10 protein-coding genes are annotated in these 11802 nt (G+C 57.1%); 2 read left to right on the forward strand and 8 right to left on the reverse strand.

Annotated elements, in window-relative coordinates; all coding sequences use genetic code 11:
- Window positions 1–31: 31 nt before the first annotated feature.
- From cydC to ABF757_RS09690, 6 genes are all read right to left on the reverse strand, one after another.
- Entirely contained in the window at window positions 32–1726 is a 1695-nt protein-coding gene (gene cydC, locus ABF757_RS09665) for a thiol reductant ABC exporter subunit CydC (RefSeq protein ID WP_415482001.1), read from the reverse strand.
- The gene (gene cydD, locus ABF757_RS09670; protein WP_415482002.1) at window positions 1723–3450 is read right to left on the reverse strand and encodes a thiol reductant ABC exporter subunit CydD; all 1728 of its coding nucleotides are present in this window, start codon (window positions 3448–3450) and stop codon (window positions 1723–1725) included. Before cydD ends, cydC begins: the two co-directional genes overlap by 4 nt.
- An 89-nt stretch (window positions 3451–3539) precedes the next feature.
- Window positions 3540–5231 (reverse strand): sensor histidine kinase, encoded by a 1692-nt coding sequence (locus tag ABF757_RS09675; protein ID WP_415482012.1) that lies wholly within the window; start codon window positions 5229–5231, stop codon window positions 3540–3542.
- Window positions 5232–5333: 102 nt separating this feature from the next.
- Window positions 5334–5501, reverse strand: coding sequence for a hypothetical protein (locus tag ABF757_RS09680; protein ID WP_199897784.1), 168 nt, complete (start codon window positions 5499–5501; stop codon window positions 5334–5336).
- 121 nt (window positions 5502–5622) lie between these two features.
- Window positions 5623–6249 (reverse strand): sigma-70 family RNA polymerase sigma factor, encoded by a 627-nt coding sequence (locus ABF757_RS09685; RefSeq protein WP_025859693.1) that lies wholly within the window; start codon window positions 6247–6249, stop codon window positions 5623–5625.
- 100 nt (window positions 6250–6349) lie between these two features.
- A complete protein-coding gene (locus ABF757_RS09690; RefSeq protein ID WP_415482003.1) occupies window positions 6350–6847 on the reverse strand; it encodes a sigma-70 family RNA polymerase sigma factor in 498 nt (165 codons plus the stop codon).
- 150 nt (window positions 6848–6997) lie between these two features.
- Between ABF757_RS09690 and ABF757_RS09695 the strand changes: the two genes are divergently transcribed.
- Together ABF757_RS09695 and ABF757_RS09700 are read left to right on the forward strand one after the other, a co-directional pair.
- Window positions 6998–7747 carry a PhyR family response regulator anti-anti-sigma factor gene (locus ABF757_RS09695; protein ID WP_415482004.1) on the forward strand — a complete coding sequence of 250 codons (750 nt, stop codon included), beginning with the start codon at window positions 6998–7000 and terminating at the stop codon, window positions 7745–7747.
- A gap of 58 nt (window positions 7748–7805) precedes the next feature.
- Window positions 7806–9617 (forward strand): ABC-F family ATP-binding cassette domain-containing protein, encoded by a 1812-nt coding sequence (locus ABF757_RS09700; protein WP_415482005.1) that lies wholly within the window; start codon window positions 7806–7808, stop codon window positions 9615–9617.
- Between the two features lie 120 nt (window positions 9618–9737).
- Here ABF757_RS09700 and ABF757_RS09705 read toward each other — a convergent pair whose 3' ends face one another.
- Together ABF757_RS09705 and ABF757_RS09710 are read right to left on the reverse strand one after the other, a co-directional pair.
- A complete protein-coding gene (locus tag ABF757_RS09705) occupies window positions 9738–11129 on the reverse strand; it encodes an outer membrane beta-barrel protein (RefSeq protein ID WP_415482014.1) in 1392 nt (463 codons plus the stop codon).
- A 477-nt stretch (window positions 11130–11606) separates the two neighbouring features.
- Window positions 11607–11802 (reverse strand): hypothetical protein (locus ABF757_RS09710; RefSeq protein ID WP_415482007.1); only part of this gene is annotated, 196 nt, incomplete at its 5' end.

The following is an 11802-nucleotide window of genomic DNA, read 5'->3' on the forward strand; positions in this document are numbered from 1 at the left end:
AATCGGGGGGGATATCGTCCAAAATTGTGGCCTAGGCTACGGCGGCTTTGGCCACGCCACCAGAAAGCCGCCAGATTCTGTCCAGTTTTTCAACGCCGGTCAGCCGGTGGGCAATCAGGATAACGGTACGGCCGGTCGTGACCGTATTGAGCGTGGACAGGAATTCCTGCTCGGTCTGGGCATCCAGCCCGGTTGCGGGCTCATCAAGCACAAGAATGGGGGCGCGGGTCAGCAGGGTGCGGGCCAGAGCGATACGCCTGCCCTGCCCGCCAGATAGGCGTAGCCCGCCTTCGCCTAGCCACGTATCCAGCCCTTCGGGCAGGTTGCGGACTACGTCGGCCACGGCCGCCTGTTCCAGCGCCTGCCACAAGTCATCCTCTGAAGCCTCCGGCCTGCCCAGCAGCAGATTGGCACGGATGGTATCGTCAAACAGATGCGTGGCCTGAGAAAGCCATGCCATGCGTGCGCGCAATGAGTCCGGGTTGATCTGGCTGATATCCATACCGCCGAGCGTAATATGCCCCTCCTGCGGGGCTGCGGCGCGTAGCAGCAGGGCTGCCAGACTGGATTTGCCTGCCCCGGATGGCCCTAGCAGGGCAATGCGGCTGCCAGCCGGGATATCCAGCGTCAGCCCGTCAAAAATCCATGGCCGGTCATCATTCCAGCGAAAGCGGATGCCTTCAAAGCGGATATCAGTGCCGCTAGGGGCGTTACGCTGCTGTGCGGCAGGCATGGGCGGAGCCGTGGAGGCAACTTCGACAACACGGCGGGCTGCGGCCCCCATGGCGCCAGCCTGCAGGCCCGCGCGCGTGAGAGTGCTAGCACTTTCAAAAGCGGCCACAGTCAAAAACAGTGCGGCCACACCCTTGAGCGGAGAAATGGGAAAGATCACTCCGGCAATGGCCAGCAGAATAAGGAACGTGGCAAGCTGTGATGCCAGAAAGGACCCGGCACTGGCCATGGCCATGCGGCGGGCCTGAGTCATCTGGCTTTTAAGCAGGGTGGAATCTGCCGACTGAACATGGGCCAACATCCGCCCTTCTGCCCCGAAAGCCCGAATTTCGCGCAGGCCGGATACCAAATCCAGTACCGATATCCGCAGGTGTGCGAGATCATGCGTCAGGCGCGCGGCTCCCGCGCGACCGCTTCGGGCAACGGCCCAAGGCACCACAAAGGCACAAAAGGCAAATAGCACGCCGATAACCGCCGCAAGAGCCGGGCTGTTGCCCCCGATCATGACCACAAGCACAGGGAGTGTCAGGCAGGCGCAGGTGAACGGAATGACAATGCGCAGGTAGAGCCCGTCAAGCGTGCCGATATCGGAAACAAGGCGCGAGAGCATGTCGCCTGCGCGGCGGAACCCAAGCCCGGCTGCAGCACCACGGGCCAGTGAGCGGAAAAACCACACACGCAGGGCTGCAAGCGCACGAAACATGGCGTCATGGGCAAAAAGGCGCTCAGCATAACGCAGGATAACCCGCCCAGCACCTACCCATTTGAGCAGAACCGCTGTGACAATCACCTCTCCCAGCACGCATCCGGCTAGGCGCAGGCCTGATGCGCGCATGAGCAGCAGAGCGCATAACAGGCCCATAAGGGCCAGACCACACCCGACCAGCAGGCGGATGGATTGGCCACGCCAGAGATGGAAAATGCTCAGAATGGCCTGACGGTCAGAGAGTGGGGCCGCCTTGGTGCGCGGGGCGCTGTTTCTGTCCGCGCTCATACCTTGACGGCTCCCTGCCTGTTGATGATTTGACCCTGTTGCAGGTCAATCCGCCTGCCCTTGAACATGTGAGCCACGGCAGAATGTGTCGCTAGAACAACCGTGCGGCCAACGGCCAGACGTTGCAGGCTTTCAAAGACATTTTTTTCCGTTGCTGGGTCCAGATGAGCCGTTGGCTCATCTAGCAGCAGAACGGGGGTATTTTTCAGATAGGCTCGGGCAATGGCAATCCGTTGCGCCTGACCGCCGGAAAGACCGAAACCGCCCTCCCCTATGCGGGTTTCAAGCCCGTCTGGCAGGTCTTTGATGAATGTATCGACCGAGGCTGCCCGGATTGCGGCATTCAGGGCCTGTTCGTCGGCATCGGGGCGGGCGAACAGGATATTGTCGCGCAGGGTTCCGGCAAAAAGAACGGGTTTCTGCCCGATCCATGACACCATACGGGACAGCGCATCCGGCACGATGGAGGCCAGCGGTGCGCCGTTCAGCAACACGCGGCCTTCATCAGGTTCGATAAAGCCGAGCAGTAGTTCCATAATGGTAGATTTGCCGGAGCCGGATGCGCCTGCAAGCACAAGGGTTTCACCAGCGGGCACGGTAAAGCTGATATGCTGGAGAGCCGAGCCACGGGCGGGGTCCCATGTAAAGCTGACATTGTCGAACGCCAGCATGACACCATGGGCCTGAACGGTGCGGGCACCATCGGGCGCGGGAACCGCCTGTTCTTCAGGCAGATCGAGAATGGCTGAAGCCGCACCCTGTGCATGGGCACGATCCTGATAGGCCAGGGCCATGGCCCGCAAAGGGGCGAAAAATTCTGGCACGACCAGCAGCGCGAACAAACCAGCTGTGACACTGTGCTCAAACGCTGGGGTAAAATCCTGTGCCTGCATGCTCAGAGCTATCCTGCCCTCGATGAGGGCAAGCAGGATGAGAGCCGCCACCATGGCGCAGTCAATTGTGGCGGAGGACAGGAATGCAACCCGCAGCACTTTCATGGTGCGGACCCGCAGTTCCTCGGCGGCCTGTGCGAGCTTGCGGCTTTCATCCTCCGCACGGCCTGCCAGCACAATCGTGGCGATACCGCGCACGCGATCCAGAAAGCGGGACTGAAGGCGTGTCATGGCTAGAAACTGGTTGCGTGAGGCAATCGCGGCCCCAATGCCAAACAATGCCTGTCCCACCGGCACCACAGCACCACACAGGCCTAGCACAAGAGCCGCGTGCGGTTGCACAAGCCCTACGGGCACAAGAATAACGAGTGGCGTTACGATCCAGAGTATTGAAGCCGGGATCCAGTGGCCGAAAAACCCGTCCAGCGCTTCAATCCGGTCCACGACAGTCATGGCCAGCGCACCGCTGGATGTCCGGCGCAAAAGGGCCGGCCCTCCTGTCAGCACTGAGGCCAGAACGGAAGCACGCAGGCGGCGGCGGGCCGTTATGCCCGCGCGGGCCGCGCCGATATCCATTCGAATCGTAAGAAGCGCTCTTGTCAGCGCCAGTGCGGGGAACAGAACAAACGGCCAGACAGGGAAAGCCCCTGTAGCCGCGCCTGTGCGCCAGCCAGTCAGTGCGTGGCCCAGAATGGTGGCCACACACCAGATTTGGCCAATGCCTGTAAGGCTGGAGAGCAGCCCGTAACAGACGACGGGGCGTGCAGCAGCCTTGCCAAGCCGTGTCTGCGCGCGTGTCCAGCCGCGTAATGCTGCTTTTTCAGTACTCATGGGCCGCCTTTATATCGCCCTCGATATGCCCTCACCAGTCCGTAATGTCAGAAACCGGTGCAAAGGGGGTATGAAAGAGGCGATGGGGCCTACGGCATATCGTAACCGTTGGTGCTTTCATTCTCTTTCATGGGAATGGTGAGAGTGAATTGCACCCCTTCCCGGCTTGAATACTCCATGACGCCACGGAGTTGGCGGACAAAACCGCGGATCAGTCGCAGGCCGATGCCCTGCGTGTGGGCCTCCTCATTAAAATCAAACCCGATGCCATCGTCCCCTATATAAAGAGTGACCTGATGCTCATCACGGTGCAGGCGCATGGTAATGGTGCCGCATCGTCCATCGGGGAAAGCATATTTTATGGCGTTCGTAACAATTTCCGTGACGATAAGGGCCAGCGGTACAGCCTGATCTGGGTCCATCCAGAAATTATCGCAGGCAATATCGAGCGTAACCCGCCCTTCTTCATAAGCGCCGGCGATATGCAGGGTCTGTTCGCATAGCTCTTTGAGAAAGACCGCCATGTTCAGGCTGGTGAGTGTGTCTTCCGCGTAAAGGGTACGGTGCAGCGTGGCCAGAGCGCGAATTCTGTCTCGCGCAAGGGCAAACTCCGCCCGTGCCTCTGGGTTGGAAATCTGGTTGGCCTGCAAATTCAGCAGGGATGCGACAATCTGCAGGTTGTTTTTAACCCGGTGGTGGATTTCTTTCATCAGCAGAGCCTGATGGGCGACGGCTTTTTTTAGCCGGTTTTCCTGCCGTGAAAGGCGGCGCGTCGCTCTGGTGAAAGCCTGACCGAGCCTTTGCAGTTCCAGCGGCATGGAACGGGTAATGCGCGTGTCAAAAACACCCTCTACCTGCCATTTCTGCACCGAGTAGGTCAGTCTGCGCAATGGCCAGACCAGCACGATATTAGCGGCGAGTGTGACCCCCACAAGGCCTGCTGCAAGTGCGAACAGAATGGCCGCAATCTGGAACACCATGTTGCGCAGGGCTTCTTTTTCCAGCGGGGTTCGCTGGGTGGCGATGAGAATATCTGCCCCCCCGGCAATGGCACCGAGCGCATAACCGCCCTGTGGCGATGAAAGCGAGACAGTGCCGTGGCCCTTGAGTTCCAGTTGTGCCTGTAGCGCATGCACAAGATCCGGCAGCGGAGTTTCCCATCGGCAATCCGTGCATACGGGGGTCAGCTCTCCGTTATGCATGAGCAGCCATGCCTGCACGGGATTGGCGCTGTCGGAGAAAACCTCCCATCCGGAGCTGTTTCTTAGATAGGTGCTGGGGCGTGAAATCTGGATAATGCCCATGAGGTAGCCATGAGATTCTGGCACATCGAGAAACTGTGCAGGCACCGTAATGCGCAGAAATGCGCCATTATCTTCCGTGTTGCCGCTTTTCTGCACGGCTTCCAGCAGGGTGCCGTGCACTGGGCCAGGTGGGGCAAGTTGCTCGACATCCGCGCAGGCAGGGCCTTGCGGCGCTACGGAAGCAATCGGCTTTCCGCCGTCATCCAGAATGGACAGGGAGCAGTAGCGCTGCCCGCTAATGGTTTCGGCCAGTTTCAGGGCATGTACGATCTGGTCTGGCGTCAGATCCATATTGCCGATGGTTTCGAGCGCGCTACGGAGCCTGTCCGTGTCATGCAGAAACTGCTGATCCAGATTCTGGATAGCATCGACAGCTCTTTGGGCGCTGCCAGTCATGAGTTCACGGTAATTGCGTAACGCCAGTGTGGCGGCAATAACCATGACAGGAACCGCGGAAAGACAGATCAACACGCGCATGCGCGCGCTGGTGGTGCTAAAAAACCGTCCGGGCATCGCCATCATACTTTGCATGAAGTGCCTGACGGCGACAAACAAGCATAGAAAAATTTTCAAGAACCGTCAGTCCTGCTTTGCGCGGTCTTCCTGAATAAGACGAAGCAGTTCTTCTGGCATGGGCTCATTAACGACATCATCAAACAATTGGTGCAGGCCACGTTTCAGCCAGACATCAAAGGCCTGATCTCCCTGTTTTTTCCGTGTTTTCCGGGGAGGTGGCGTGTCTGTCATGCGTGTTCTCAACCTGAACTCCAGCCCGTGCTTATCCGGTGGCGCCGAATTGCTCCACTCTGCACCGTGAGAGCAGAATGCCGCAATTTCTCTGGTTAGGAGTCCTGCTCTGGCCATAATGTCAGACCCCCGCCACAACGGCGCGGGATCTGTTTTGTTCAACTGTGCCATGATTCAGCCCATTTCGCACGGGGCTGGGGCAATTTTTTTCATGCGAAAGCGTTTTTCTTGAAATATTTTTTACACTCTCACGGCGGCTGGCGGAGGGCGTGTCTGCTGTCAGCCAAGTCTCAAGCTGACGCCGCGCACGGAAAACCCGGCTTTTCGCCGTGCCTACGGCACAACCGGAAATTTCGGCCAGTTCCTGATAGCTCATGCCTTCTAGCACACCCAGCACCAGCGCTTCACGCTGGTCGTCAGGCAGGCGTGCCAGTGCGGCATCAAGTTCCTGCAGGGCCAGTCGGTCATCATGTCGTGCGCCTACGGCCAGCAGGGACTGCGGGGTATCGTCGATATCCGTTGTCTCACGCTTTTTGCGCAGGTCGGAAATAAAGCGGTTTCTGAGAATACGGTGCATCCATGCACCAAAATTCGTGCCGGGAATAAAGCTCGTCTGTGCAGACAAAGCATTGCAGACGGCGTCCTGCACAAGGTCTTCCGCCATGGCGCGGTTGCGGGTCAGTGCCAAAGCCTGCACGCGCAGCTTTGGCAAGATATTAACGATCTGGTCGTGAAAGGTATCCGACATTGTTGTGTTCTCCGGAATGCGTTCCTTCTGGAAAAGAAATGCCCGGCGCGCAGCAAAGGTTACATGCGGATAAAAAATATTTCGAAAGCTGTGCGTTTCTCTATTCCGTAAGTGTTTTTTCGTCTCCTGAACGCCCTTCATCAAGTAGCATGCGCAGTGTTGCCCGTGCCCGTGAGACACGGGCCTTCATCGTGCCCACCCCAACACCGCAGATTTCGGCGGCCTGTGCGTAGGTCATTTCCTGGGCGCCGATCAGCACCAGAGCCTCGCGCAGCAGGGGAGACAGTCGCCATAAAAGCTGTTCGAGCTCGTTCACGTTATCGGCCTGCCGCTCTTCTTCATGTCGGCTGGTCGTGTCGGTGTTGTGGGCATAATGCTGTAAAATTGCGCTTTCCTTTTTCCCCCGCCGGATCTGCTGCAAAAAAAGATTGCGTAGGATTGTAAGGCACCAGCCGCGCATATGACTATCCGGTCCGGGTTGGTAGCTGTGCATGTTGGAAAGGGCCCGCAAAACCGTTTCCTGCACCAGATCATCCGCCAGAGCTGGATCACGCGCGCAAAAACGCGCAAAGCCCCTTAACGCCGGTACAAGGGTCATCAGTTCGGCCCGAAATGCCTGTGCACAGAGCGCTGTCGGCGGGGTGGTGTCATGTGTCAGAGCGGATACCTCTTTCAGCAGAGTGCTTGCCGTGTCATCATTGCGTCAACGAATATAACTGTCTTGACCCTTTGCAGCAGGAGAATCGCCATGTCAGAGTCGCTACGGGACGGCCTGATTCAGGCCCTCCCTTATGGCAGACGTTACGCACGGGCGCTAACGGGCAGCCAGCCAGCAGGAGATCTGCTGGTTGCGGAAAGCCTGCGCGGTCTCTCCTTGCAGCGGCCTATGGCCGGGCTTTCTCCGCTGCAGCAGCTTTATTGGGCCATTTCACGGCAATATGAACCAGCATCTCACGCTCGCGCGCCGTATGCCAGTGAGCTTTCGCTCCGCCAGCGCCAGTTGCTGCTGCTGACAACGCTGGAGGAAGTCGGGGTGGATGTCGCGGCTCAGGTTCTGGAAATCTCATCCGATACCGCCCGGAGCGAACTGGAGGAGGCACAGGCTCTCCTGCACAAAGGGGTGCAGACATCCGTCCTGATTATCGAGGATGAGCCGATTATCGCCACGGATATCGAGCAACTGGTGCTGCAATGCGGCCACAAGGTTGCGGGGGTTGCGCATACTCAGGCCGATGCCGTGCAGATTGCTCTCAAAACCCGCCCCGGCCTTGTGCTGGCGGATATCAATCTTGGCGTTGGTGGCGACGGCATGGCGGCCGTAATGGAAATTACCACCGGGTTTGAGGTGCCTGTCATTTATGTAACGGCCTACCCTGAGCGCCTTCTGACCGGGGAGACCATGGAGCCCTGCTTTGTCATAACGAAGCCTTTTGATCCGCTGACCCTTGCCGTGGCAACCTATCAGGCCGTAAGCAGTGCGAGCCTGACCCAGGCCTGAAACATCCGGGCCGGGCTGGCATGTAGTCACAGCACCCGTTTCCGGCAGGCAATATTTCATGGCGGCTCCTCCTCTTCTGTCCTTGCAGGACATCTCCCTGACCCTTGGTGGCAAGCCGTTGCTCGCGGGGGCGGGTTTTGCCGTGGGGCGCGGTGAGCGACTGTGCCTTGTCGGGCGCAACGGGTCGGGCAAATCAACTCTGCTGAAAATAGCCGCCGGGCAGATCCAGCCTGATTCCGGCACGGTCTTCCTGCAACCGGGGGCCCGGCTGAGCTATCTGCCGCAGGAACCCGATCTGAGCGCTTACCAGACAACTCTCGATTACGTGCTGGCCCAGATATCCGACCCGCAGCAGGAATGGCGCGCAGCCGCCATGCTGGGCGCTCTTGGGCTGACTGGGGAGGAAAAGACCCCTACCCTTTCCGGTGGTGAGGCACGCCGTTGCGCCATAGCCGGTGTGCTGGCCGCAGCACCGGATGTGTTGCTGCTTGATGAGCCGACCAACCATCTGGATATGCCCAGCATCGAGTGGCTTGAACGCGAGCTGCTTGAGCTTGGCACTGCACTGGTGATCATCAGCCATGACCGGCGCTTGCTGGCCACACTGTCCCGCTCGGTTGTCTGGCTTGATCGTGGTATCAGCCGGAGGCTGGATGAAGGCTTTGCCCGTTTCGAGGCATGGCGTGAGGAGTTGCTTGAGCAGGAAGAGCGTGATGCTCACAAGCTCAACCGGCAGATCGCGCGTGAAGAAGACTGGATGCGTTATGGCGTAACCGCTCGCCGTAAACGTAATGTGCGGCGAGTGCGCGAACTCGCAGGCCTGCGTGCGACCCGGCGCGAAACCGTGCGTGCCACCGGTACCGTGACACTGAATGCACAGATGGCCGGCCCGTCAAGCAAACTCGTTGCCGTGGCCGAAGAGGTTAACAAAGCCTGGGGAGAAAAGCAGGTCGTCCGTAATCTCGATCTGCGGGTGTTGCGGGGAGACAGGCTAGGGATTGTTGGCGCGAATGGTGCGGGTAAAACCACGCTTCTGCGGCTGCTGACCGGCCATGAAGAGCCTGATAGTGGGCGGATCATGTGTGGGCCGTCGCTTGAAATGGTAACACTCGACCAGCAGCGTCGCGCACTCGATCCACAACGTACCTTGGCCGATACCCTGACCGAAGGCGGGGGGGATATGGTGCTGGTGGGTTCGGAAAAGCGGCATGTCATTGGCTATATGAAGGACTTTCTGTTCCGACCGGAACAGGCGCGCACACCTGTGGGTGCTCTATCGGGGGGAGAACGCGGCCGGCTGATGCTGGCTTGCGCGCTAGCCAAGCCCTCCAGCCTGCTGGTGCTGGATGAGCCAACGAACGATCTCGATCTTGAAACCCTCGATATCCTTCAGGATATGCTGTCCACTTATGAAGGGACAGTGCTGCTGGTCAGCCATGATCGTGATTTTCTCGACCGTGTCGCAACATCTGTGGTGGCTACGCAGGGCGGCGGCGAGTGGATTGAATATGCTGGCGGTTACAGCGATATGCTGGTGCAACGGCAGCAGCAGCCTTTGACGGCAGAACCCGTAGTAGCTGCGGCCCCTGCCCCCGGTTCGAAGGCGGCCACACCGACGCGTGGCGCTGCGAAAAAGCTGAGCTACAAGGATCAATATGCGCTAGACCGCCTGCCCGAAGAAATGGCGCAGCTTGAAAAGCGTATTGTTGATTTGCGCAACAAACTACAGGATTCAACCCTGTATGGGCGCGATCCTGCCCGCTTTGAACAATACACAGCAAAGTTGCAGGCCGCTGAGGCTGAACTTGCGGCCTGCGAAGAGCGCTGGCTGGAACTGGAAATGAAGCGCGAAGCCCTGCAGGCGGACTGAAAGCCCGGCAGGAGCTTTTCTGTCTTGAGCACTTTTCGAAGTTGTAAAAACGTAAGGCCTGCCTCGGTTACCCGAGGCAGGCCTTACTGTTTTGTCTGGAGTTAGATCAGAGTGAGCTGATCAGAAGTTCCAGATTGCATCGGCGTTGAACCACAGCATGTTGTTTGTGCCGTTGTTGACGGTGCACTGCTGGGCACCATTGGTGCAGCCTTGGTTGAAGGGGTTTGTGCCGTTCAGAGACTTATCCAGTCGCATTTCCGGCCGGAACGTAAATTGGCCAAAATGTACGTTTCTGTTGATGAATTCAGGACGATAAGTAACGCCTACGGTCAGCTCGCCGTAAGTAGTGGGAAGTGCGTTATAGTAGGGATAAGGCTGGTTGCTGATTGCCTTGGTGAAGGACGTGTAGCTTGAATACTCTGTAATGAACGCTCCGGTGTTGTCGCGAAAAATTTCACCACGAGCATTAAAAGTCAGGTTGGGGTTGATGTCATATGCAAAGAACGTGGTAACGCCATAGGCATCAGCGCGCAGATAGTCATCATGGACCCATGTTCCGTCAACTGTGACGGTCATTTTATCGTTCAGTTTGTAGCTGATCATAGCATCAGCGTTTTCCTGCACGTAGTCATTGGCTTGTCTGCCAATACCTGCACTGCACATGGAGCCATCAGCCGTGCAGCGAGCTGTTCGATTGTTCTGCTCAGGACCAAAATGGCCAATCAGATGGGCATTGAGCTTGCCGCCCATCAGGTCGTGGGCTGCAAACCCGAACCAGCCTTTTGGACGGCTGTTGTTGCTGGCGGCACCAAAGCTCGTGGATTCACCGGCGTCGATACCAAGAATCCAGTCATAATGATCTGTAATATGCATGGTTGCGACGACACCGATCATTTCGAACGGTACGATATAATCCGATGCATAACCAAAGCTGTAGAAGGGACGGGCCAAGGCGGGCGTGCCTTCCGCTCCAATTAGACCGTACATCTGCCCAACTTGGACATCGATGCCATTTTTGAAGAGCCAAGGAAATTTGACATCAATGTGTGCCTGAGTGGGCACCCACTGATACAGGCCATTGAGTGCGCCGGACCCCATGCCAATCGTCGGATCAAAGCGGCCATCCGAGCCATAAAGATCTTCGATGACAAAGCCAATGCCATATCCGTGACCAACGTCTTCAACAGGATGAGAGAGCGAGCCAAGAATCTGGTTGAGCTGTACGGTATTGGCGCGGTCGACATAAAACTGTGCAAAGTTTCTGCCAGATTTCGTCCACGGGTTACCTGCGATGCCGGCTTCAACCGTCAGGTGGCCTTCGAGGTTATCCCAGTAGGAGTGCTTGGCACCGGGTTTACGCTTGAAGATGTTGCCCGTCTGGGCCTGTTCTTCCACAACCTTGTCCTGCTCTGCGGGCGCAAGGGACACCAACGGGCGTTCCGCATCGTTCAGTGGCTGATCCGGTATCTGCGCGAAGACAGCGGATGGCACGATTGTAAACAGAGTGCCAATGCAAAGGGCCAGCTTCAGTTTCCGTTGTTGCTTCACAACTTTATGCACGTTTATCAACCTTTCCCGGTTTCAGAGTTTGGCCAGGAACCTTCTGCCTCGCTTTGGCGTTGCCCCCAAAACGGCTGAAAGAAAATCTTCTCTCAACAGATACTGGGGTTTTATCCAAAATTTGGTTCGGGTGCTCCGATATTTCGAAGCTAGCTGTTTTGTTTCGGAACGGCAACACAAAGATCGCTGTGAAAATGAGGGAAAACCGTGGTTTTCCGTGTTTTTTTGATCGGATGACCAAAAATGGACTGCTATTTTTCCTGATGTTGTAAATATATCACGAAATCTGGAGGGGCTACTTTCTGCGTTCGGGAGCCTTAGTGAGTGAAGGCAGAAAACCTTGGTTTAACGGATGTTTTTCTCAGTCTGTGGCGCATTTCCAATCATGCGACCATTATGTCGCATGATGTGGCAGAATGTCGCACAAAGTCAGATTGAACATTTTTTTTGTGGCTGACTTTGAGGGGGTGGGCAATATTCGGTCTGTGGAATCTGGCCTTTGGGTGTTGTCATGTTGTTTGGTATAAATTGCCAGACCATAGTGAAAACCATGAACTGTTTACGCAATAACAATAAAAATAAATTTAATCTAAAATATTTTATTTTATTGTGTTGAATAGTTTTT

Source organism: Acetobacter papayae, assembly GCF_047721125.1.
In the GTDB taxonomy this organism is placed as follows: domain Bacteria; phylum Pseudomonadota; class Alphaproteobacteria; order Acetobacterales; family Acetobacteraceae; genus Acetobacter; species Acetobacter papayae.

Coding starts and splice junctions, on each gene's coding strand:
- cydC (WP_415482001.1), bottom strand. CDS start 1,726: ATGAGCGCGGACAGAAACAGCGCCCCGCGCACCAAGGCGGCCCCACTC.
- cydD (WP_415482002.1), bottom strand. CDS start 3,450: ATGAGTACTGAAAAAGCAGCATTACGCGGCTGGACACGCGCGCAGACA.
- ABF757_RS09675 (WP_415482012.1), bottom strand. CDS start 5,231: ATGCGCGTGTTGATCTGTCTTTCCGCGGTTCCTGTCATGGTTATTGCC.
- ABF757_RS09680 (WP_199897784.1), bottom strand. CDS start 5,501: ATGACAGACACGCCACCTCCCCGGAAAACACGGAAAAAACAGGGAGAT.
- ABF757_RS09685 (WP_025859693.1), bottom strand. CDS start 6,249: ATGTCGGATACCTTTCACGACCAGATCGTTAATATCTTGCCAAAGCTG.
- ABF757_RS09690 (WP_415482003.1), bottom strand. CDS start 6,847: ATGACCCTTGTACCGGCGTTAAGGGGCTTTGCGCGTTTTTGCGCGCGT.
- ABF757_RS09695 (WP_415482004.1), top strand. CDS start 6,998: ATGTCAGAGTCGCTACGGGACGGCCTGATTCAGGCCCTCCCTTATGGC.
- ABF757_RS09700 (WP_415482005.1), top strand. CDS start 7,806: ATGGCGGCTCCTCCTCTTCTGTCCTTGCAGGACATCTCCCTGACCCTT.